Annotated in this window: 19 protein-coding genes and 1 other RNA gene; 16 read left to right on the top strand and 4 right to left on the bottom strand. The window is 72.4% G+C overall.

Annotation, left to right across the window (positions count from 1 at the left end):
* On the top strand, positions 1-2,492 hold a 2,492-nt coding region (locus EAD98_RS22400; RefSeq protein WP_147457466.1), incomplete at its 5' end, for a DEAD/DEAH box helicase.
* Positions 2,489-3,421, top strand: a complete 933-nt coding sequence (locus EAD98_RS22395; protein WP_121655979.1) for an SWIM zinc finger family protein — start codon at positions 2,489-2,491, stop codon at positions 3,419-3,421. The genes EAD98_RS22400 and EAD98_RS22395, both read left to right, overlap by 4 nt.
* Positions 3,422-3,425: 4 nt before the next feature.
* Here EAD98_RS22395 and EAD98_RS22390 read toward each other — a convergent pair whose 3' ends face one another.
* The gene (locus tag EAD98_RS22390) at positions 3,426-3,683 is read right to left on the bottom strand and encodes a DUF3040 domain-containing protein (RefSeq protein WP_074313327.1); all 258 of its coding nucleotides are present in this window, start codon (positions 3,681-3,683) and stop codon (positions 3,426-3,428) included.
* A 431-nt stretch (positions 3,684-4,114) separates the two neighbouring features.
* Here EAD98_RS22390 and EAD98_RS22385 point away from each other — a divergent pair, with 431 nt between their 5' ends.
* From EAD98_RS22385 to EAD98_RS22365, 5 genes are read left to right on the top strand one after another with little or no spacing between them, the layout of a single operon-like run.
* On the top strand, positions 4,115-6,196 hold the full coding sequence (locus EAD98_RS22385) for a DUF1800 domain-containing protein (protein WP_121655978.1): 2,082 nt from the start codon (positions 4,115-4,117) through the stop codon (positions 6,194-6,196).
* 8 nt (positions 6,197-6,204) lie between these two features.
* Positions 6,205-7,587: a DUF1501 domain-containing protein gene (locus EAD98_RS22380; protein ID WP_121655977.1), complete on the top strand. Its 1,383-nt coding sequence runs from the start codon at positions 6,205-6,207 to the stop codon at positions 7,585-7,587.
* A complete protein-coding gene (locus EAD98_RS22375) occupies positions 7,584-9,002 on the top strand; it encodes a ferric reductase-like transmembrane domain-containing protein (protein WP_121655976.1) in 1,419 nt (472 codons plus the stop codon). Before EAD98_RS22380 ends, EAD98_RS22375 begins: the two co-directional genes overlap by 4 nt.
* Positions 9,003-9,013: 11 nt before the next feature.
* The gene (locus EAD98_RS22370) at positions 9,014-9,607 is read left to right on the top strand and encodes an FMN-binding protein (protein WP_121655975.1); all 594 of its coding nucleotides are present in this window, start codon (positions 9,014-9,016) and stop codon (positions 9,605-9,607) included.
* 49 nt (positions 9,608-9,656) lie between these two features.
* Complete coding sequence (locus EAD98_RS22365; RefSeq protein ID WP_121655984.1) at positions 9,657-10,379, top strand: FAD:protein FMN transferase; 723 nt, start codon at positions 9,657-9,659, stop codon at positions 10,377-10,379.
* 215 nt (positions 10,380-10,594) lie between these two features.
* Here EAD98_RS22365 and EAD98_RS22360 read toward each other — a convergent pair whose 3' ends face one another.
* Positions 10,595-11,266 (bottom strand): bifunctional DNA primase/polymerase, encoded by a 672-nt coding sequence (locus tag EAD98_RS22360; RefSeq protein WP_121655974.1) that lies wholly within the window; start codon positions 11,264-11,266, stop codon positions 10,595-10,597.
* Positions 11,267-11,514: 248 nt separating this feature from the next.
* Here EAD98_RS22360 and EAD98_RS22355 point away from each other — a divergent pair, with 248 nt between their 5' ends.
* The 7 genes from EAD98_RS22355 (at position 11,515) to mctP (ending at position 18,244) form a co-directional block, all read left to right on the top strand.
* Positions 11,515-12,744, top strand: a complete 1,230-nt coding sequence (locus tag EAD98_RS22355; protein WP_121655973.1) for a helix-turn-helix domain-containing protein — start codon at positions 11,515-11,517, stop codon at positions 12,742-12,744.
* Between the two features lie 16 nt (positions 12,745-12,760).
* Positions 12,761-13,333 (top strand): flavoprotein, encoded by a 573-nt coding sequence (locus EAD98_RS22350; protein ID WP_121655972.1) that lies wholly within the window; start codon positions 12,761-12,763, stop codon positions 13,331-13,333.
* Positions 13,334-13,462: 129 nt separating this feature from the next.
* Positions 13,463-14,299, top strand: a complete 837-nt coding sequence (locus tag EAD98_RS22345) for a Nif3-like dinuclear metal center hexameric protein (RefSeq protein ID WP_199723502.1) — start codon at positions 13,463-13,465, stop codon at positions 14,297-14,299.
* Positions 14,289-15,026 (top strand): zinc ribbon domain-containing protein, encoded by a 738-nt coding sequence (locus EAD98_RS22340; RefSeq protein ID WP_121655970.1) that lies wholly within the window; start codon positions 14,289-14,291, stop codon positions 15,024-15,026. Before EAD98_RS22345 ends, EAD98_RS22340 begins: the two co-directional genes overlap by 11 nt.
* Before the next feature lie 3 nt (positions 15,027-15,029).
* A complete protein-coding gene (locus EAD98_RS22335; protein WP_121655969.1) occupies positions 15,030-16,187 on the top strand; it encodes a bifunctional RNase H/acid phosphatase in 1,158 nt (385 codons plus the stop codon).
* A gap of 165 nt (positions 16,188-16,352) precedes the next feature.
* A complete protein-coding gene (locus tag EAD98_RS22330; RefSeq protein ID WP_074313313.1) occupies positions 16,353-16,595 on the top strand; it encodes a DUF3311 domain-containing protein in 243 nt (80 codons plus the stop codon).
* Entirely contained in the window at positions 16,595-18,244 is a 1,650-nt protein-coding gene (mctP, locus tag EAD98_RS22325) for a monocarboxylate uptake permease MctP (RefSeq protein WP_121655968.1), read from the top strand. Before EAD98_RS22330 ends, mctP begins: the two co-directional genes overlap by 1 nt.
* 136 nt (positions 18,245-18,380) lie before the next feature.
* Here the strand turns inward: mctP and EAD98_RS22320 are convergent, their stop codons facing one another.
* The gene (locus tag EAD98_RS22320; RefSeq protein WP_121655967.1) at positions 18,381-18,839 is read right to left on the bottom strand and encodes a MarR family winged helix-turn-helix transcriptional regulator; all 459 of its coding nucleotides are present in this window, start codon (positions 18,837-18,839) and stop codon (positions 18,381-18,383) included.
* 54 nt (positions 18,840-18,893) lie between these two features.
* Here EAD98_RS22320 and EAD98_RS22315 point away from each other — a divergent pair, with 54 nt between their 5' ends.
* Positions 18,894-20,126: an MFS transporter gene (locus EAD98_RS22315; protein WP_121655966.1), complete on the top strand. Its 1,233-nt coding sequence runs from the start codon at positions 18,894-18,896 to the stop codon at positions 20,124-20,126.
* Between the two features lie 26 nt (positions 20,127-20,152).
* Here the strand turns inward: EAD98_RS22315 and EAD98_RS22310 are convergent, their stop codons facing one another.
* On the bottom strand, positions 20,153-20,914 hold the full coding sequence (locus tag EAD98_RS22310; RefSeq protein ID WP_121655965.1) for a sulfite exporter TauE/SafE family protein: 762 nt from the start codon (positions 20,912-20,914) through the stop codon (positions 20,153-20,155).
* Between the two features lie 150 nt (positions 20,915-21,064).
* Between EAD98_RS22310 and rnpB the strand changes: the two genes are divergently transcribed.
* An RNA gene (gene rnpB, locus EAD98_RS22305) (RNase P RNA component class A) lies at positions 21,065-21,480 on the top strand.
* The last annotated feature ends 237 nt before the right edge of the window (positions 21,481-21,717 follow it).

Raw genomic sequence — 21,717 nt, 5'->3', positions numbered from 1 at the left:
CCACGCTGGCCCGGGGGCTGCGGCCGGGCGGACCCGCGCTGGCCTGGTTGGCGGCGTTGGCCGGTCCTCGCCGGGACTTCACCGTCGATCCGGCGGCGTTGGCCACGCTCCGCGCCGAACTGGACGCCTGGCAGCGCGACGCCGCCGGCGGACCGGTCCGGGCCAGCTTCCGCCTGGTGGAACCGGCCCCCGACGAGGTCACCGAACCGATCCTGGCGACCCGTCCCGCGCCGGCCGGCACCGTGCCGCCCGCGGTCGACCCGACCGACCCCGATTCGGCCGAGGGCGGCCTCGTCGGTGCCGAGCCGATCGAGGGTGGCCCGGTCGGGGGTGGGCGGTGGCGGTTGGAGTTCGGGTTGCAGGCAGCCGACGAGCCCGGCCTGCACGTCGACGCCGGACAGGTCTGGCGGGCGCCGCAGACGCTCGGCGGGCTGGCCGGTCGTACGGCCAGCCCGCAGGAGACCCTGCTGGCCGAGCTGGGCCGGGCGAGCCGGCTCTGGCCGGACCTCGACGCCGCGCTGCGCACCGCCGCGCCTGAGGCGATGGAGCTGGACGTCGAGGGAGCGCACCGCTTCCTCAGCGAGGGCGCCCCGGTCCTGCACGCCGCCGGCTTCGGGGTGCTGCTGCCCTCCTGGTGGCAGCGCCCGTCGGCGCGGATCGGCGCCCGGCTGCGCGCCCGCAGCCGCACCGCACCGGGCACGGTGGCCGGCGCCGACGCCGGAGTGGGGCTGGACGCCCTGGTCGACTACCGCTGGGAGGTGGCGCTCGGCGACCAGCCGCTGTCCGCCGAGGAGTTGGCCGCGCTGGCCGAGATGAAGACTCCTCTGGTGCGCCTGCGCGGCCGGTGGGTGGAGCTGGACCCGGGGCGGCTCGCCGCCGGGCTGCGCCTGCTCCGCTCGGCCGGCGAGCTGACCGTCGCCGACCTGCTCCGCCTCGGGCTGGCCGACGGCGAGGACACCGGAGCGCTGCCGGTGCTGGAGGTGACCGCGGACGGGGCACTGGGGGACCTGCTCGCCGGCGCGGTCGAGCGTCGGCTCACCCCGCTGGACCCGCCGCCGGGCTTCCAGGGCACGCTGCGGCCGTACCAGCGGCGTGGGCTGGCCTGGCTGGCGTTCCTGCGGTCGCTCGGTCTGGGCGGGGTGCTGGCCGACGACATGGGCCTGGGCAAGACCGTGCAGCTGCTCGCGCTGCTGGCCGGGGACCCGCCGGACGCCGGACCGACCCTGCTGGTCTGCCCGATGTCCCTGGTCGGCAACTGGCAGCGGGAGGCGGCGCGGTTCACCCCGGGCCTGCGTGTGCACGTACACCACGGGGCGGAGCGGGCCCGGGGGTCGGAGTTCACGACAGCCGCGCACAGCGCGGACCTGGTCCTCACCACCTACTCGGTGGCCGCCCGCGACGCCGTCGACCTGGCCGGCATCGACTGGCACCGGGTCGTGGTGGACGAGGCGCAGGCGATCAAGAACGCCTCGACCCGGCAGGCCGAGGCCGTCCGTGCGCTGCCCGCCCGGCAGCGGGTGGCGGTGACGGGCACGCCGGTGGAGAACCGGCTTGCCGACCTCTGGTCGATCATGCAGTTCGCCAACCCCGGTCTGCTCGGCCCGGCCGCGACGTTCCGCAAGCGGTTCGCCGAGCCGATCGAGCGGCACGGCGACGCCGAGGCCGCCGAGCGGCTGCGCCGGATCACCGGCCCGTTCGTGCTGCGCCGTCTCAAGACCGACTCGTCGATCATCTCCGACCTGCCGGAGAAGCTGGAGATGGAGGTGCTCTGCAACCTCACCGCCGAGCAGGCCGCCCTGTACCGGGTGGTGGTCGACGACATGCTCGCCCGCATCGAGTCCAGCGACGGCATCGAACGGCGCGGGCTGGTGCTGGCCACCATGACCCGACTGAAGCAGGTCTGCAACCACCCCGCCCAGCTGCTGCGGGACGGTTCGCCGCTGGAGGGCCGGTCCGGCAAGCTGGCCCGGCTCACCGAGATCCTGGAAGAGGTGCTCGCGGCGGGGGAGCGGGCGCTGCTGTTCACCCAGTACGCCGAGTTCGGCGCTATGCTGCGCGGCCATCTGTCGGCGCGGTTCGGCCGGGAGGTGCTGTTCCTGCACGGTGGGCTCGGCAAGGCCGAGCGGGACGCCATGGTGCAGCGCTTCCAGTCGGCGGACGGTCCACCGCTGTTCGTGCTCTCGCTCAAGGCCGGCGGCACCGGGCTCACCCTGACCGCCGCCAACCATGTCGTACACGTGGACCGGTGGTGGAACCCGGCGGTGGAGGACCAGGCCACCGACCGGGCGTTCCGGATCGGGCAGCGGCGGCGGGTGCAGGTCCGCAAGTTCGTCTGCGCCGGCACGGTGGAGGAGAAGGTCGCCGCGCTGATCGCCGACAAGCGCAGCCTCGCCGAGCGGGTGGTCGGCACCGGCGAGCAGTGGATCACCGAGCTGTCCACCGGGCAGTTGCGCGAGCTGTTCGCCCTGGAGGCCGGAGCGGTGGTGGAGTGAGCACCGACCGGTTCGCCGACTACGGCCGCCCCCGCCGCGTCGACGGCGGCCTGCGGGCGCGCAGCGCCCGGGGTGCGATCGGCCGGTCGTGGTGGTCCCGACGCTTCCTGGAGGTGTTGGAGTCGTTCGCGCTCGGCACCCGGCTGACCCGCGGCCGTTCGTACGCGCGGGCCGGCCAGGTGCTCTCGCTCGACGTCGCGCCCGGGCTGGTCAGTGCCGTGGTGCAGGGCTCCCGGCCGAAGCCGTACCAGGTGTCCATCGCGCTGCGCCCGTTCCCGGCCGCGCTCTGGTCCCGGATCGAGGAGGAGCTGGCCGGGCAGGCGTTCTTCAGTGCCCGCCTGCTCGCCGGGGACCTTCCCGACGAGCTGGAGGAGCTGTTCGTCGCCGCCGGCGCACCGCTCTTTCCGGCCGGTGTGCAGGAGCTGACCCAGCGGTGCAGCTGCCCCGACTTCGCGGTGCCCTGCAAGCACCTCGCGGCCACCTTCTACCTGCTGGCCGAGGCGTTCGACGCGGACCCGTTCGAGCTGCTGCACTGGCGCGGTCGGGCTCGCGCGGAACTGCTGGAGCGGCTCCGGGCCCGACGCGCCGAGGCCACCGGTACGGAGTTGCCAGCCGAACCGAGCACCACCGCGCCCGCCGACGCGGACGACGAGTCCACCTCGGACAGTTCAAGGTCCCTTGTGGATGCCGCGGTGCCGGCGGCTGGCGCGGCCCGGGCGCTCGCCGGACTGTCGGCGACCCCGCTGGTGGAGGCGGTGGACCGGTTCTGGCTGCCGCCGGTGCCGTTGCCCGACCGGCCGCCCCGATTGGCGACCGGGCCGGATCTGCTGCTGCGCCAGCTCGGCCCGCCGGCGCCGGCCATCGGCGGGCCGGGACTGCTCGAACGACTGCGCCGGGCGTACCGGACGTTCGGCCCGGCCGACCGGTGAGCGGTCATGTCCAGCGGCGTCGGAACCGCCACATGATCGCGGCGTTCGCCACCAGCACCACCGCGCAGATCGCACCGGCCAGCCGGCCGGCGAACACGGTCATCGCCGGCAGCGACGCCCACAGCACGATGGTCAACAACATCAGGTAACGGCCCCTGCGGGCCCGGACCCGATGGTCCAGCCGGTTGAAGAAAGCCGGGTCGCTCTCCCGGAGCTGACGGGTGATCTGGTCGAACCTGCGCTGATCCTCTTTGCTGAGCATGGCGCTGCCTTCCCCTCACGCGTTCAGCGGTTCGGCGGCATACCCGCTGCGGCGGCGGCTCACGCTCACCCGTCGCTGCTACTTTTCCTCCGCGTGAGAGCACCTCACGTCCGGCTTATCCGCACCTTAAGTTTGCCTGTGGCGGTGAACGGCGCGGAAAGTGTCGCGTACGGCGGCGGGGCCCGATCCGTGCCCGGCTGGCGCACGTCGGCCCTGCTGGGAAGGTCCGACCCGGGCCGCGGTGCGTGGCCTGCGGCCGATGCGGCGCTGAGCGGTGTCTTAAGTGCCCTCACGAGGGCGTTCAACCTGTCTTGAAGGCACCTGAGGGCTTGGTTACCTTGCCGTAGCAACCCCCTCAGGCAACAGTCGCCGCACCTGCCGCACCTGCCCGGTCGCAGCTTTCGGCGCTCTTCAGAAATCGGGATTGGTACATGGCCGACCAGAATGTGCCACCACGTCGACCGCGGGACGACCGCGGTTGGGACGGACGCCAACACCACACCTCGGACGGGTACGGCGACCCCAACGCGTCCGCCCCGTACGGGTACGACTCGCCCCACCCCTTCCAGGGCGGCTACCCGGGCCCGGCCGACCCTCGTGAGCAGTACGCCGACGGCTACGCCGGACAGCCCACCCCGCGCGGACCGCAGTGGGTCGGCCCGGAGGGCCTCGGCCGTCCGGCCCTGGCCCGCCCGGCCGGCACCGGACTGCCCACCCTGGACGATGACGACGAGCCGGGGCGCAAGGTGGGTCGCCGCAAGGCCATGGTCGCGCTTGGCGGCACCGCCGCCGTCGTCGCCGGTGGCGCGGCCCTCGCCATGACCCCGCAGTTCCGCGGCCTCTTCGGTGACGACGCGGTGGCCGACGCCACCGGCAGCACCGTCACCGACGGCACCGCGGCCCGGCCCAGCGGCCAGCAGCCCAGCACGGTGCGCACCTACACCGAGCAGAACGAGAGCTACATGGGCTCCCGGGCCGGTGAGGCGCTGAAGAAGAACGCGCCCTCCGGTGGCCGGACGTTCTCCGGCCCGGCCGCCGCGGCGGCGGAGACGAAGGTGACCGTCAAGACGGTGCTGGCCAAGGACCCGATCCTGCACCTGGCCCGACGGGCCACCTTCGGGGCGACGCCCGCGGTGGTCGCCGACATCAAGAAGTTGGGCATCGACGGCTGGATCCGTGCCCAGCTCGACCCGGACAAGATCGAGCCGAGCAAGGCCGAGCTGAAGCTCGCCGAGCTGCCCACGCAGAAGCTCTCGGTGCAGCAGCTGCGCGACCAGCGGGACAAGCTCAACGAGCAGGGCGCCCAGCCCGAGCGGGAGATGATCGACGCCACCCTCGCCCGGCAGATCTGGTCGAAGCGCCAGCTGTTCGAGGTGATGGTCGACTTCTGGAACGACTTCCTGCACGTCGCCGCGGAGTTCGACGGCGGCGAGGTGTACCGCAACTCGTTCGACAAGGACGTGGTGCGGGCGCACGCGCTGGGCAGCTACCCGGAGATGCTGGTCGCCGCGAACAAGCACCCCGCGCTGCTGATCTACCTGAACCAGAAGGACTCCCGCAAGGACGCGATCAACGAGAACCTCGCCCGGGAGAACCTGGAGCTCTACTCGGTCGGCGTGGACGGCGGCTACAAGGAGCCGGACGTGCGCCAGGCGGCCATGCTCCAGACCGGCCGCGGCGTCGAGGACGGCAAGTACGTCTTCAAGCCCGAGCAGCACTACGTCGGCAAGGTGAAGATCCTCGGCTTCACGCACGCCAACAACTCGGCGGACCCGAAGAAGGCCGAAGCGGCGATCGACAAGTACATCACCTACATCGCGCTGCACCCGTCGACCGCGAAGTACGTGGCGCAGAGCCTGGCGACGAGGTTCGTCTCGGACACCCCGCCGAAGTCCCTCGTGGACCGGCTGGCCAAGACGTACACCACCAACAACGGCATGATCAAGCCGGTGTTGATGGCCCTGTTCAGCTCCTCGGAGTTCTGGGCGGCGGTCGGCCAGAAGGTACGCCGGCCGATGGAGTACCTGGTGTCCACGTACCGCGTCCTGGGTGTCTCGCCGGACCCGTCGTCGAAGAACGACAACGGCGACAACAAGCGGACCCCGTTCGCCCGCGGCCTGCGGCAGATCCAGGACAAGCTGCGCGAGCTGGGCCAGTACCCGATGGGCCAGCCCACCCCGGACGGCTACCCGGACGTCTACGTCGCCTGGACCTCGGCCGGCACCATGGTCAACGGCTGGAACGAGGCCGGCGAGATCCTGGCCGGCTACCGCACCACCTTCACGCACACGGCGCCGGAGAAGCTGGTCGCGAATCCGCCGTCCACCGCGGGGGCGTACGTGGACGCGCTGGCAAAGCGACTGGTGAACCAGAAGCTGAGCACCCGGGAGAGGAACCTGATCCTCGGTGTGGCCGGCGTTTCGGCGAGCGCCAAGGTCGATGCCACGTTCAACGGGGCCATCACCGCCGTCGCGCGGGCGATCCTCGCGTCCCCCCAGCACCACCTCCGGTGAGGCACCCGATGGAGAAGACTGTGTACAACTCTTTCCCCCTGCACCCCGAATGCCCCGACCTGCGGCGGCTGGCCGACAACCCGGCCGAGGCGCTGCTGCGGGCGGAGGCCGACCTCGTCGCCGCCGAGAACGCCGCCGAGGCCGACCGCTACCGCACCCTGGAGGACCTGGAGGAGGCTCAGCAGGACGGTCGTGGTGTCACCCGACGGACGTTCGTCGCCGGCGCCGCGGCCACCGCCACCGCGCTGGCCACCGCCCAGTTCGTCACCACCTCGGCGTCGTTCGCGGCGACCAAGACCGGCACCCTGATCCATGTCTTCCTCTACGGCGGGCTGGACGGGCTGAGCCTGGTCGCGCCGGACGGCGACCCGGTGCTCGCCAAGGCCCGCCCCGACCTGCTGCTCGGCAACGACTCGCTGGCCCTGGGCCGTGGCTTCAAGCTGACCAGCGCGTTCAAGCCGCTGGAGCAGTGGCTCAAGGCAGGCCAGTTGGGCTTCATTCCGGCGGTCTCCGACGAGCGGCTGTCCCGCAGCCACTTCCAGGCCGCGGACGCCTGCAACCTGGGCGGGTTGCCCAACGAGACCGGCGGCCGGGGTTGGCTGGACGGTCTGGTCGACAACCTGGGCAAGGGCACCGCGTTCCGCAGCGTCGGCGTCGGCAGCACGCTGCCCCGCTCGCTGGTCGGCAACAACGGCGCGCTCTCGCTGAACAGCGTCGGCTCGCTGCGGCTCAACGGTGACGACCGGTTCCGCGCCGCCACCGAGAAGGCCATCAAGGGGCTCTTCACCGGGATCAACCACCCGGTCGAGGAGGCCGTGCAGGAGGGCATGGGCGCGCTGGCCACCGCGCAGAAGCTCGCCGCCAAGCCGTACCAGCCCGCCGAGGGCGTCAAGTACGAGGGCGTGGGCAACGCGTTCCAGCAGCTCGCCCAGCTGATCAAGGGCGGCGCCAACGTGCGGGTCGCCACCGTCGGCATGGGTGGCTACGACACCCACGAGAACCAGGGCACCCGCGAGGGCGGCCAGCTGCACCGCCGGCTGAACGAGCTGGCCAACGCGATGGCCGCCTTCTTCACCGACCTCGGCCCGAAGGCCGCCGACGTGACGATCATGGTGTCCAGCGAGTTCGGCCGCCGGGTCGGCTCCAACACCGGCGGCACCGACCACGGGCACGGCGGCGTGGTCACCCTGCTGTCCGGCAAGAAGCTGGCCGGCTCGCTGCTCGGAACCTGGAACGGCCTGGACAAGCTGGACTCGGGTGACGTGCCCGAGTACAACAACATGTTCAACGTGTACGGCGCGGTGGCGCAGGGCCGGTTCGGGCTCACCAACGCGGAGGTCGACAAGGTCTTCCCCCGCCAGAAGTACGCCCCGATGAAGCTGTACGCGTGACGTACTCGCACACCCACGCCGCCGGCCGCCGCACCGGGACCACGTCCCGGCACGGCGGCCGGTCGGCTGCGCCCGTACCCCCGCAGGTCCCGGCCCGACGCGGACCCGGCGGCCGGCGGCTGCTGGCCGCGCTGCTCCTGGTCGGCCTGCTCGCCAGCGTGCTGCCGTGGTGGCTCGGGACCCCCGCCGGGTCGCTGCGGACCACCGCGGCGACCCTGACGGCCGCCGGCCGGATCACCGGCCTGGTCGCCGGTTATCTGCTGCTGGTGCAGGTGCTGCTGATGAGCCGGCTGCCGGTGCTGGAGCGGTGGATCGGCGGCGAGCAACTGGGACGGTGGCACCGCGACATCGGAGCCACCCTGCTGGTCGCCGTCCTGGCGCACCTGTCGCTGATCCTGGTCGGCTACGCGGACCTGCGTAACCAGTCGGTCCTCGCCGAGGTCGGCACGCTGCTCGGCGACTACGAGGACATGCTCTCCGCGTTCGTCGCCACCGGCATCATGATCGTGGTCGGGTTCAGCAGCGTGCGGGCGATCCGGCGGGCGCTGCCCTACGAGCTGTGGCACCTGCTGCACCGGTCGAGCTACCTGGTGCTGCTGCTCGGCTTCGGGCACCAGTTCACCCACGGCGCGCAGCTGTACAAGCCCGGCCCGGTGCGCAGCGGGTGGATCGCCCTCTACCTGCTGGTGGTCGCCGCCCTGCTGTGGGGTCGGGTGATCGCGCCGCTGGCGTTCAACCTGCGGCACCGGCTGCAGGTCGCCGACGTGGTCGCGGAGAGCCCGGACACCGTCTCCATCTACCTCACCGGTGAGCGGCTGGACCGGCTGGAGATGCTCGGCGGGCAGCACTTCCGCTGGCGCTTCCTCACCCGGGGCTGCTGGTGGCAGTCGCACCCGTTCTCCGTCTCCGCCGCGGCCAACGGCCGCTGGCTGCGCCTCACCGTGAAGGTGGTCGGCACGCACACCGCCGACCTGCGCGATCTGGACGCCGGCACCCGGGTCTGGGCGCAGGGCCCGTCGGGCACCTTCACCGCCGCGCACCGGGTCCGCGACCGGGCACTGCTGATCGCCGGCGGCAGCGGCATCACGCCGATCCGGGCCATGCTGGAGGAGCTGCCGCCGGGCGCCGCGCTGATCTACCGGGCCCGGACGCCGGCCGACGTGCTGCTCAGCCGGGAGCTGGACTGGCTGGCCCAGGCCCGGGACACCTCGATCTGGTACGTCATCGGCTCCCGCGACGACCCCGGCCCCCGCCAGCTGATGAGCCCGGACGGGCTGCGGCAACTGGTGCCCGACGTGGCCCGGCGGGACGTCTACCTCTGCGGGCCGCCCGGGCTCGTCGAGCAGTCGGTGCGGGCGTTGCGCCGGGCCGGCGTGCCCCGCCGGCAGATCCACCTCGCCACCTTCGAGTTGTAGGAAGGCATCGCATGCGTCGCGCGTTCCTCGCGATCACCGGTCTGGCCGCCAGCACCACCGCGCTGGTGGTGCTCAAGGGCTCGCCGGGCACCACCCCGGTCGCTCAGGACGTGCCGGCCGCCCAACCGGTCAACCCCACCCCGCAGGGTGCGGATCCGAGCGTCGCGCCGGCGACGCCGGGCGGCCCGACCCCGAAGCCGTCGGTGCGGGCCGGCGCGTCGTCGTCGCCCAAGCCGAGCAGGAGCACCGCGCGCCCGTCGGGCAACCGGACCACCGCGAAGGCGCCGACCGCGCCGCGGACCACCACCAAGGCGCCGCAGCCGACCACCCGCCGGGTCACCGGGCCGGGCGTCGACAACGAGTACGGGTACGTGCAGGTGCAGATCGTGGTCTCCGGCAACCGGATCGTCGAGGCCGTCTCGCTGTCGCTGCCCAGCGGGGGCGAGTCCGACATCCACAGCGGCGACGTGCGGGCCCGGTACAACGGCACCGGCGGTGAGGTGGTGCAGAAGCAGAGCGCCAACCTGAACACCGTCTCCGGTGCCACGGAGACCAGCAACTCCTACAAGCAGTCCCTGCGGGGCGCGATCGAGCAGGCGTTCTGACGTGCCGACGACGATGACCCGCCCGGGGCTGTGCCGGGTCGAGCACATCATGGGCACGGTGATCACCCTGGATCTCGCCGACGACCTGCCGCCGGCGACCCTGCACGAGCTGGCGGATCAGGTCTTCACCTGGATGCGCGAGGTGGACGCCCGGTTCAGCACGTACCGGGCGGACAGCGAGGTGTGCCGCTTCGACCGGGGCGAGGTGCTGCTCTCCGAGGCGTCGGCGGACCTGCGGTTCGTGCTGGAGGCCTGCGCCGACCTGTGGGGCGCCACCGACGGGTTCTTCGACGCGTACGCGACCGGCCGGCTCGACCCGTCCGGGTTCGTCAAGGGCTGGGCCGCGCAGGTCGCCTCGGACCGGCTGCTCGCCGCCGGCGCGGCCAACCACTGCGTGAACGCCGGCGGCGACGTGCGGGTACGCGGCCACTCCCCGTCGGGGGAGCCGTGGCGGATCGGCATCCGGCACCCGTGGGACGCGATGGCGACCTGCCTGGTGCTCTCCGGGACCGATCTGGGCGTGGCCACCTCCGGTGTCTACGAGCGGGGCCGGCACGTGCTGGACCCGCGCCGGGGCGCGCCGGCCGGTGGGCTGCGCTCGGTGACGGTGGTCGGCGCCGACCTCGGGGTGGCCGACGCGTACGCGACCGCGGCTCTGGCCATGGGCGTCGCCGGCATCGGCTGGTTGGACCGGCTCGCCGGCCACACCCACGCCGTCATCACCGACGACGCCTACCAGATGCACTCCACCGCGCTTCCCCTGACGGACTAGCGGAGGGGGCGGCGGGTGCCGGCCCAGCGGTGCCGCGGGTGGCTGCGCCGGGGCGGTTCGGTGCCGCCGGGATGAGATGCTCTGTCGTCCGTGGACATCATTCCCCCGCTCGTGGCGCGTGTTCGCGCCGTCCCCTTGTCAACGAGGACCGGCGCCTCGGCGTCGCTGTCGACGACCGGATGGAATCGACCGTCGGCGCCGTGCGGCGGGCCGGTTCACATGCCCCGCCGGGGCAGCGGCAGGTGGCCGGGGAGCAGGTCGGGGGTGAGTGTCACCCCGGTGGCGCGCAGCGCCTCGATCAACGTGTTCTGCACCAGGTAGGAATCGGGGAGCTGCCAGCGGGCCTGCTCCGGCGCGACCGCCCAGCGGACCGTGCCCTCGGGCAGTCGGGTGGGCGGCGCCGGGATCCACGAGCCCGGCCCGTGCCGGACCACGTGGAAGCAGTGCTCCAGCTCCGGCCGGAGCGGATCGCCGGGGCGGACGAGGAACATCCAGCGCCCGGTGGGGGTGACCAGCACCGGCCCGCGTACGCCGGTGCCGGCCGGGTGGGTCTGCACCGCGCCGAGCACCTGCCGGCCGAGGTGGGCCGGCACCTCCAGCACGTCGAAGGCGCGACCGGTGGGCAGCAGCACGCCGTGCGGGCGGCTCCGCCACCAGGTGGCCACCCGGGCCGGGTCGGCGCTGGCCGCCAGCTCCCAGTTCTCCAGCGCCGGGTGGCAGCCCACGGTGGGACAGCCGGCACGGCCGCAGACGAACCGGCTGCGAGCGAGGCAGGCCCCCGGCGTCACCTCCCACCCGTGCGCGGCGTACCGCACGGCGACCCGGCGCAACCGGACCCGTTCCAATGGCGACAGTTCGGCGACGCGCGGTCCGACGTTCCCCCACATGTGTGCCATCTCCCCTCATCGGGCCCGGCGAACGCCAGGTCGCATGTCGAGCACCGTCACTGCCGTAACCCACGATCGTTGAGGTTGACGAACGGCTCGTGCAACTTGCACGAAAAGTACGAGGACTGGCTGTACGGCTGACGCACAGGCTGTGCGACCAGCGAAAACCTGAAGATGAACGGGAATCGCCGCACCCGCGGACATCGTCCCGGCCCGATGGCCGGGGCGGCAGGGGGAGGGATGGGGAGATGGACGAGCTACCCATAGGGCGGCGAGTGGCCTACTGGCGGGGGCGACGCAAGATGTCGCAGCAGGTCTTCGCGGACCGGTTGGGCAAGTCGAAGAGCTGGGTGGACAAGGTCGAGCGTGGCGTCCGTCGGTTGGACAAGTTCTCGGTCCTCTACGAGATCGCCGACATCCTCCAGGTGGACGTGCAGCTGCTGATGGGCAAGGACCCGGAGCGGCGGACGGACGCGCTGAACTGCATCGACCAGGTCGAGGTGCAGGAGATCAGGGCGGCGCTGGAGCGGTACGACTCGATGAGCGCGTACTTTGACGCCGCGCCGTACCCGCCCCCGCTCGACGACATGCGCAAGGCCGTCAACCACGCCTGGCTCACCTACCAGTACGGCCGCTACGGGATGCTCACCCGGGCGCTGCCCAAGCTGCTGCGCGACGCCCAGGCGGCCGACGCCGGCTACGGCGGCGAGCAGGCCCCGGAGGCGGCGCACCTGCTCGGGCAGGTCTACCAGATCGCCTCCTCGGTGCTGCGCAAGCTCGGCGAGTGCGAGCTGGCCTGGCTGGCCGCGGACCGCTCGATGGCGGTGGCCCAGCGGGCCGACGACCCGCTGCTGGCCGGCATCGCCACCACCCGGGTGTGCAACGCGCTGGTCGCGATGGGCCGCGCCCGTCCGGCGCTGGAGCTGAACGTCACCATCGCCAACCGGCTCGCACCCGGTGGCGGCAACGACGCCTCCCCGGACCGGCTCTCCGTCTACGGGATGCTGCTGCTCCAGGGCGCGATGGCCGCCTCCCGGATCGGTGACTCGGCCACCGTCGACGACCTCATCAACGGCGCCGAGGAGGCGGCCACGCTGCTCGGCGGCGACCACAACCACTACTGGACCTCGTTCGGCCCGACCAACGTGGAGCTGCACCGGGCCGCGGCCGCGGTGGAGCTGGGCGACGGCGGGCGGGCGGTGGAGGTGCACCAGCTGCGCATCGTGGAGCCCTCCTTCAACGCGTTGCTGCCCGAGCGGCGGGCGCACCACCTGCTCGACATCGCCCGCGGTTTCGCTCAGGTCGGCGACGTGGCGAACGCCGGCGAGATGCTGCTGCGCGGCGACCGGCTCGCCCCGTCGGAGATCCGCTGCCGGCCCATCGCGCACGAGGTGATGTCCGACATCCTGCGTCGCACACGTGGTGCGCCGCCTTCTCCGGTAGCGGAGTTGGCTGAGCACATGGGAGTAGGGGTATGAGCGCGGAGCCGGTGTGATGGCCGGTGCGCAGCGCAGCAGCGGACACCGCGAGGTGCTCTACATCATCGCCTGCGGTTCGCCGCTGGCCCGGCACGTCGGCCGCCTGGTCGACCTGGCCCAGCAGGACGGCTGGGAGGTCTGCGTGGTCACCACGCCGGACGGCGCCAAGTTCGTCGACAGGTCCGCCCTGATCCGGCAGACCGGCCACCCGGTGCGGACGCACTACAAGAACCCCGGTGACCCGGACGTGCTGCCGCCGGCCGACGCCATGATCGTCTGCCCGGCCACGGTGAACACGGTCAACAAGTGGGCGGCCGGGATCGCCGACACCCTCGCGCTCGGCCTGCTGGTCGAGGCGCAGGGCAAGGGCGTCCCGATCGTGGCGGTGCCGTACACCAACGCCGCGATGGCCGCCCACCCGGCGTTCCGGGCCGGCGTGGCCCGGCTGGCCGAATGGGGCATCACGGTGCTCTTCGGTGATCACGTGGTCGCCCTGCACCCACCCGGAACGGGCGAGCAGCACCTGCACGCGTTCCCCTGGCAGATGCCGCTGGACGCGCTGCTCGCCGGCTCCCGCCGCGCCGCCTGACCGCCGAGGAGCTCTCCGGCCCGGTCGCCCGGTCGGCGCGGCCGGGCCGGGCGTCGCCGCCCGGCGGCCCGCGCGACGGTAAGCTGGCCCGCCGTGAGCGTATGCGGATCCACCCCCACGGTGACCGACGTGGTGGCCGAGCTGGAACGGCGCTACCCGCCGGTCTGGGCGGAGGAGTGGGACCGGGTGGGTCTGGTGCTCGGCGAGCCGACCGCCCCGGTCCACCGGGTGCTCTGCGTGGTCGACGTGGTGCCCGAGACGGTCGCCGAGGCGCTGGCCGCCGGCGTGGACATGATCGTCGCGCACCACCCGCTCCTGCTGCGCGGGGTGTCCTCGGTCGCCCCGACGACGTTCAAGGGGCGGATCGTCCATCAACTGATCCGGGCCGGGGTGGCGCTCTACGTGGCGCACACCAACGCCGACGTGGCCTCCCCGGGCGTGTCCGATGCCCTCGCCGCCCGGTTCGGGCTGACCGGGCTGCGCCCGCTGCACCGGCCCGCGCCCGGCTCACCCGCGTACGGCGACGACCGGGGTATCGGCCGGATCGGCGAGTTGCCCCGCCCGATGACCCTCGCCGAGCTGACCCGGCACGCCGCCGCGGTGCTCCCCGTCACGTCGTGGGGAGTTCGCGCCGCGGGGGATCCCGGGCGTATGGTTCGTACCCTCGCCGTCAGCGGCGGGTCGGGGGACAGCTTCCTCGGCGCCGCGACCGCTGCCGGGGTGGACGCGTTCCTCACCGCCGACCTGCGGCACCACCCGGCCGGCGAGCACCTCGCCGCCGATGGTCCCGCCCTGATCGACGCCGCCCACTGGGCGACGGAACGACCGTGGCTGGACGACCTGGCCGCCCTCCTGCGGGAGGCGCCGGGCGTCGAGACGCTGGTGTCCGACCTGGACACCGACCCGTGGACCGTACACGCCGCCGCACCCGTTGTGGACGACAAGGAGCCCGACCGTGAAGGCTGACCCCCAGGTGCAGCGCCGCCTGCTCGACCTCCAGGCGATCGACACCAACCTCGCCCAGCTCGCCCACCGCCGGCGTTCGCTGCCCGAGCGGGCCGAGCTGGAGGCGCTGGCCCGGGAGCTGTCGTCGCTGGAGGACGACCGGGTCCGCGCGCAGGTGGCGGTCGACGACCTGGACCGGGACATCGCCCGGCTGGAGAAGGACGTCGACCAGGTCCGGGCCCGCAAGGAGAAGGACCAGAACCGGCTGGCCGCCGGCACCGGCCCGGCCCGGGAGCTGGAGGCGCTCCAGCACGAGCTGGTCTCGCTGAACCGGCGCCAGGGCGACCTGGAGGACGCCGAGCTGGAGCTGATGGAGCAGCGGGAGACCGCGCAGGGCGTCCTGGACGGCGTGGAGCAGCGGCTGGCCGAGGCCCGGGACAAGCGGGCCGCCACCGAGCAGCGCCGGGACGAGGCGCTGGCCGAGATCGCCAAGGAGGAGGAGTTCAAGCGGGGGGCCCGCCAGCCGCTCGCCGCCGACCTCCCGAGCGAGCTGGTCACCCTCTACGACAAGATCCGCCAGGACACCGGGCTGGGCGCCGCGCTGCTCACCGCGGGCCGCTGCGGCGGCTGCCGGTTGGAGCTCTCCGGAGCCGACCTGGCCCGGATCCGCAAGGCCGCCCCGGACGACGTGGTCCGCTGCGAGGACTGCCGGCGGATCATGGTCCGCACCAACGAGTCGGGCCTGTAGATCGTGGCGCCGCGCGTGGTCGTCGTCGAGGCCGACGGCGGGTCCCGGGGCAACCCGGGCCCGGCCGGCTACGGCGCGGTGGTGCGCGACCCGGAGACCGGCGAGGTGCTCGCCGAGCGCTCCGAGTCGATCGGTACGGCGACCAACAACGTCGCCGAGTACCAGGGGCTGATCGCCGGGTTGACGGCCGCCGCCGAGCTGGGCGTCGCCGAGGTGGACGTCCGGATGGACTCCAAGCTGGTCGTCGAGCAGATGTGCGGCCGCTGGCAGATCAAGCACCCCGGCCTGCGACCGCTCGCCGCCAAGGCGGCCGGGCTGGTGGGCCGGTTCGCGGCGGTCCGGTTCGCCTGGATCCCGCGCGAGCAGAACCGGCACGCCGACGCGCTGGCCAACGCCGCCATGGACGCCGCCGCCGGCCGGCCCGCTCCGGCGACCACCGCCGCCGCGATGGACGCCACCGCCGGCCGGCCCGCGGCGACGACCGCCGGCAGCGACCCGGCGACCGCGCCGGCCTCCTGGGAGCCGCGACCGAGCTTCACCGCCACCCGGCTGATCCTGGTCCGGCACGGCGAGACCGCGTACACCGAGCAGCGGCGCTACTCCGGCCGGGGCGACGTGCCGCTCTCCGAGCGCGGTCGGGCCCAGGTCCGGGCCACCGCCACGCGGGTGGCCGCGCTGGCCCCGTCCGTCGCGGCCGTGCTCAGCTCACCGCTGTCCCGGTGTACGCAGACCGCGGCGGCGATCGCCCGGGCCATCGGTGACGTGCCGGTGCGCACCGAGGACGACCTGATCGAGTGCGACTTCGGGGACTGGGAGGGGCGCACCTTCGCCGAGGTGCGCGCGCAGTGGCCGGGGGAGATGGACGCCTGGCTCGCCTCACCCCGGATCGCCCCGCCGGGCGGTGAGTCGTTCACCCAGGTGGCCGAGCGCTGCCACCGGGTGGTCACCGGGCTGCTTTCGGCGTACCCCGGGGAGACCGTGGTGGTCGTCTCCCACGTCTCGCCGATCAAGCTGGTGCTGCGGGACGCGCTCGCGGCCAGCGACGGCTTCCTGCACCGGCTCTTCCTGGACGCGGCCGGCATCTCGGTGCTCGACATGTGGCCCGACGGTGGCGTCGCGGTGCGCACGGTCAACGACACCGCCCACCTCTCCGCCGGCTGAGCCGGCCGCACCTCCTCGCCGCGTCCGCCCGACCGGTCGTGCCGTTCGGCGCATGCCGTCGGCCGCTCGGCGCAGCACCCTCCGCGCAGCGCGCGTGACAGCGGTCACAGAGTCGTAGCCTCCGGCCGTTACATCGCGAGCCACGACTTCCCGGAGGTGTGTCACATGGCTGCACCGGAACCGGAGGCGCCGACCACGGCGCCGTCCAGGGCGAAGGATCACAGCCCCTGGAACTGGTTGCTTTTCATTCCCATCGTGGTGCCGCTGATCCCGGCCTTCTTCAACGGAGACTCGCCCCGGATCTTCGGTTTCCCGCGCTACTACTGGCTGCAACTGGCCTGGATCCTGCTCGGTGTGGCCACCACGACGCTGGTCTACCAGATGACGAAGAAGCGGGGTGAGCGCTGATGTGGCGTGACCATCTCACCGAGATCATCGTCTTCTCCCTGCTCTTTCTGCTGGTCAGCGCGATGGGCTTCGTGGCCGCCCGCTGGCGCGCCCCGAAGGACATGGCCCACCTCGACGAGTGGGGGCTGGGCGGGCGCAGCTTCGGCGGCTGGATCACCTGGTTCCTGGTCGGCGGTGACCTCTACACCGCGTACACCTTCGTGGCGGTGCCGGCGCTGATGTTCGGAGCCGGCGCGGCCGGGTTCTTCGCCGTGCCGTACACCATCGTGATCTATCCGATGGTCTTCCTGGTGCTGGTCCGGCTCTGGTCGGTGTCGCACCGGCACGGGTTCGTCACGCCGGCCGACTTCGTCCGTAAGCGCTTCGACTCGCCGGTGCTGGCGCTGCTGATCGCGATCACCGGCATCGTCGCTACCATGCCGTACATCGCGTTGCAGCTGGTCGGCATCGAGGCGGTGCTCAAGACGATGGGGGTGACCGGCGACAACGCGCTGGCCCGGCACCTGCCGATCATCATCGCGTTCGCGATCCTGGCCGCCTACACCTACCAGTCGGGGCTGCGCGCGCCGGCGCTGATCGCGTTCGTCAAGGACAGCCTGATCTACATCGTGATCCTGGTGGCGGTCATCTACCTGCCGTACAAGCTGGGCGGCTGGGGTGACATCTTCGCCGCCGCGGACGCGAAGTTCGACGCCTCGCCCAACCCGAACGACGGGATCCTGCTCAACGGCAACAACCAGCTCCAGTACGTCACGCTGGCGTTCGGGTCGGCGCTGGCGCTCTTCCTCTACCCGCACAGCATCACCGGTGTGCTGGCCAGCAGGAACCGCGACGTGATCAAGCGGAACATGTCCGCGCTGCCGGCGTACAGCCTGCTGCTCGGGTTGATCGCGCTGCTCGGCTACATGGCCATCGCGGCCGGCGTGAAGCCGCTGCCCGGGGCGAAGGAGGGCACGGTCGACAGCAACACGGTCGTGCCGCTGCTCTTCGACCAGCAGTTCCCGGACTGGTTCGCGGGCGTGGCGTACGCGGCGATCGGCATCGGCGCGCTGGTGCCGGCGGCGATCATGTCGATCGCGGCGGCGAACCTGTTCACCCGCAACATCTACAAGGAGTACCTGAAGCGGGACGCCAGCCCGGCGCAGGAGGCGAACGTCTCGAAGATCACCTCGCTGGTGGTGAAGGTCGGCGCGGTGGCCTGCATCGTGTTCCTCGACCCGCAGTTCTCCATCGACCTCCAGCTGATCGGCGGTGTGATCATCCTCCAGACGCTGCCGGCGGTGGCGCTGGGTCTCTACACCCGCTGGTTCCACCGCACCGGGCTCATCGTCGGCTGGGTGGCCGGCATGGGGCTGGGCATGTGGATGCTCTACCAGGTGGCCAGCCCCACCCGGAAGCACTTCGGTGGCTCGGCGTTCCCGCTGTCGGAGTTCGGGTTCGACACTCCGAAGACGATCTACGTGGGCATCGTGGCGGTGTTGGTGAACCTGGCGGTCGCGGCGCTGGTGACGCTGGCGCTGCGCGCCGGCAAGGTGGACGAGGGGGTCGACGGCACCACGCCGGACGACTACTTCGCCGACGAGGGCGACCCGCGGGTCACCCCGGGCGCCGAGCGCGACGCCGACTCCGCCCGGGAGCCGGTCGCCTAACGCCCGTTCCCGGCCCGCACAGGGCAATCATGGTGTCGATCATGGAGTTGTGGTGGGGGACGATTCGGCTGAATCGGTCTCGTTCGGGCACCACAACTCCATGATCGGCGGCGGGGGGCGACGGCGACGCGGTGGCTTAGCGGGGGCGGTTGCGGGATGTCAGGGCCTCGTTGAGGCGGCGCAGCAACTCGGCGAGGGTGTCCCGGTCCTCGGCGGGCCAGTCGGCCAGCATGTCGCCGTAGAGGCGCGTGCGAGCGGCCCGCACCGCGTTCATTCGTTGCAGGCCGGCTGCGGTGGGGGAGATGACCGTGCCCCGGCCGTCGGACGGGTCCGGGGTGCGCGTGATCAGGCCGTCGCGCTGGAGCGCGGACACCTGCCGGGTCACGGTCGAGCCGTCCAGGTTGAGCCGGGCGGCCAGCGCGGAGACGTTCTGCGGACCGGCGCTGTCCAGATGACGCAGGATCACGTACGCCGCCCGGTCGAGCACCCGGTGCTCGGCGGTGCCGGTGGCCCGTCGGGTCGCCTCGCCGAAACGCATCAGCAGGGCCACCTCGGTCTCGATCCGGCCGAGGGTGATCTCGTGGTCGTCGGTCATAGCTGTATGATACAAGATAAGTACCTGTACTATACAGCTAATTGGGGAGTCGGAGTGGATCGGCGTTCCGAACCGAACCGCAGTGCCATCTACGCCACCACACTGGTGGCCTTCCTCGCGATCGCCGGCATAGCCGTCGTCGACCCGATCCTGCCGGCCATCGGCGACGCGATCGGGGTCACCGCCTGGCAGGTCGAGCTGCTGTTCACCGCGTACATCGCGGTCATGGCCCTCGGCATGATCCCGGCGACCCTGGCCAGCGGCCGGTTCGGCTTCAAGCCGGTGCTGATCACCGGGGTCTCCGTGGTCGGCCTGGCCGCGATCCTCGCCTCGTTCAGCGACAACATCGTGCAGCTGTCCGTGCTGCGCGGCGTCTGGGGGCTGGGCAACGCGATGTTCTTCGCCACCGCCATGGTGGTGCTGGTCAACCTCGCCGTCGACCGCGAATGGGTGGTCGGCCTCTTCGAGACCGCCCTCGGTCTCGGCTTCGCCGTCGGCCCGCTGATCGGCGGCCTGCTCGGCGAGGTCAGTTGGCGACTGCCGTTCTTCGTCTGCGGCGTGTTCATGGTCCTGGCGCTCGGCGTGGCCGCCCGCAAGCTGCGCGAGCCCACCAACCGGCAGGCGCCCGTACGCGTCGGTCAGATCTTCGCCACCTACCGCCGTCCCGCGTTTCTCGCGCTCTGCGTGGTGACCGGCACGTACAACTTCGTCTTCTTCGTGGTGCTCGGCTACACACCGCTCTTCCTGGGCCTGGACGTCATCCCGCTGGGGCTGGCGTTCACCGGCTGGGGCCTCGGCCTGGCCACCGGCATCCTGGTGATCGGCCACCGGCTGGCCCACCGGATCGGCGCGGTGCAGACCGTCGGCGTGGCCATCGCCGGGCTGCTGGTCTGCATGGTCCTCTTCGCCACCTCCACCAGCACCGCCGAGGCGCTCGTGGTGCTGGTCCTCGCCGGGCTCTGTATGGGGCTGGCCAACGCCAACCTCACCGACCTGGCGCTCGGCCTCGGCTCCAGCGACCGCCGGGTGGCCACCGGCGCGTTCAACCTGGTCCGCTGGGGCGCCGCCGCGCCCGCGCCGATCATCTCCGGCAAGCTCGCCGAGCACTCGCTGTCGCTGCCGTTCTGGGTCGGCTTCGGGGTGCTCGCCGTCGGCGTGCTGGTCTACCTGGCCTTCGCGCACGTGATGGCCGCCGGCTACGGCGAGCGGGTGCTCTGGTCCCGATGGAACCGGGCCGCCGCCGCCACCGAGCACGCCCCGGAGGAACCGGTCGGCGAGGCGTACTGACCGCGCCGTCCCCGTCGCCGCCGGTGTCAGCTCAGGGCGCGCCAGAGCAGGTAGAGCCCGATCACCGTGCCGAACACCACGATGATCGTCTTGAGCAGCACCGGCGGCAGCCGGCGGACCAGTCGGGCGCCGACGTACCCGCCGATCAGCGTGGCCGGGGCGACCACCGCGACGGCGGCCCAGTTCACCGGCCCGAACAGGGAGAACACCACCAGCGTCGTGAACCCCACCACCGCGGACAGCAGGTTCTTGATCGCGCTCACCCGGGCCAGCGTCGCGTCCAGCACCAGCGCCAGACCGGCGACCAGCATCACGCCCAGCGCGGCGCCAAAGTATCCGCCGTACACCGCGCCGAGCGCGACCATCGTCTGCACCGCGACCGTCCGCTGGCGCGGCGACAGGTCCCGGGGATGGCCGACCAGCCGGCGCAGCGGATCCTGGAAGGCGAGCACGGCGGTCGCGCCGAGCACCAGGAACGGTACGACCAACTCGAACGCGCGGGCCGGCGTGGCCAGCAACAGCAGCGCACCGAGGATGGTGCCGACGATCGTGGTGGGCACCAACGTGGCCAGCGCACGTCCGCGCGGAAGATCCGCACGGCTGCCCGCCACGCTGGACAGGTACCCGGGGAACACGGCGACGGAGTTGCTGACGTTCGCCGGGACCGGGGGCAGCCCCACCGCGATCATCGCCGGGAAGGTGATCAGCGAACCGCCGCCGGCCACCGCGTTGACCGTGCCAGCGGCGAGACCGGCGGCGAGCAGCAGCGCGGCGTGGGAGAGATCCATAGCCCCACGAGGCTAGACCCCGCCCGGTTGGGCGGGCACGCCGGACTCCCCGCCCGGCGACCGCCGCGACCGCCCTGAGCTGCGCGATCTTGACCAGGCGGGGTGGCAATACCAGCGGGTCGACCGTCGTTAGGATGAGAGCGCGACGGACGAGTCGACCGGGCGGCCGCGTCGGCGGGCTTCGGCCCGCCGCCGAGGAACGTCCGGACTCCACAGGGCAGGGTGGTTGTTAACGGCAACCCGGGGTGACCCGCGGGACAGTGCCACAGAAAACAGACCGCCGACCCCATCGGGGCCGGTAAGGGTGAAACGGTGGGGTAAGAGCCCACCAGCACCCCGGGTGACCGGGGTGGCTCGGTAAACCCCACCCGGAGCAAGGCCAAGCAAGGGCCGTCACCGCAAGATGACGACCCGGCGCAGACGCTTGAGGGCTGCCCGCCCGATGTCTGCGGGTAGGCCGCTGGAGCCTGCCGGCAACGGCAGGCCGAGATGGATGGCCGCCGCCGGCGCACATCCTTCGGGGTACGCGCCGCGCACAGAATCCGGCGTACAGGTCGACTCGTCCGTCGCCCACCAGGTCAGCCACCCCCTCGTGGTGGCTGACCTGCTGTTTCTTCGGGCGCGGCTGGTCGTCCTCGGTCATCGCTGGTCGACGTTGAGGCATTGTCGGGACGATCGCAGCGGTTGTTGGTGCCTGCTGGCTCGTGTTGCTCGCCGACCGCGGCTTCCCCGAGTGGCGGTTCGTGGCCGCCGTCACGCTGGTTAGCGGCCTGCTGCTGCGAATCGAGGCAGCAGTGCGAGAA

The sequence above is a fragment of the Micromonospora sp. CV4 genome (assembly GCF_003667455.1).
Classification (GTDB): domain Bacteria; phylum Actinomycetota; class Actinomycetes; order Mycobacteriales; family Micromonosporaceae; genus Micromonospora.
This window is presented reverse-complemented; position numbering and strand designations above follow the sequence as displayed.

Bases quoted from the DNA above. Each gene is read 5' to 3' on its own strand.
- EAD98_RS22360 (WP_121655974.1), bottom strand. From the start codon at position 11,266: ATGTGGGGGAACGTCGGACCGCGCGTCGCCGAACTGTCGCCATTGGAA.
- EAD98_RS22390 (WP_074313327.1), bottom strand. From the start codon at position 3,683: ATGCTCAGCAAAGAGGATCAGCGCAGGTTCGACCAGATCACCCGTCAG.
- EAD98_RS22385 (WP_121655978.1), top strand. From the start codon at position 4,115: ATGGCCGACCAGAATGTGCCACCACGTCGACCGCGGGACGACCGCGGT.
- EAD98_RS22355 (WP_121655973.1), top strand. From the start codon at position 11,515: ATGGACGAGCTACCCATAGGGCGGCGAGTGGCCTACTGGCGGGGGCGA.
- EAD98_RS22370 (WP_121655975.1), top strand. From the start codon at position 9,014: ATGCGTCGCGCGTTCCTCGCGATCACCGGTCTGGCCGCCAGCACCACC.
- EAD98_RS22330 (WP_074313313.1), top strand. From the start codon at position 16,353: ATGGCTGCACCGGAACCGGAGGCGCCGACCACGGCGCCGTCCAGGGCG.
- EAD98_RS22365 (WP_121655984.1), top strand. From the start codon at position 9,657: ATGGGCACGGTGATCACCCTGGATCTCGCCGACGACCTGCCGCCGGCG.
- EAD98_RS22350 (WP_121655972.1), top strand. From the start codon at position 12,761: ATGGCCGGTGCGCAGCGCAGCAGCGGACACCGCGAGGTGCTCTACATC.
- EAD98_RS22320 (WP_121655967.1), bottom strand. From the start codon at position 18,839: ATGACCGACGACCACGAGATCACCCTCGGCCGGATCGAGACCGAGGTG.
- EAD98_RS22380 (WP_121655977.1), top strand. From the start codon at position 6,205: ATGGAGAAGACTGTGTACAACTCTTTCCCCCTGCACCCCGAATGCCCC.
- mctP (WP_121655968.1), top strand. From the start codon at position 16,595: ATGTGGCGTGACCATCTCACCGAGATCATCGTCTTCTCCCTGCTCTTT.
- EAD98_RS22310 (WP_121655965.1), bottom strand. From the start codon at position 20,914: ATGGATCTCTCCCACGCCGCGCTGCTGCTCGCCGCCGGTCTCGCCGCT.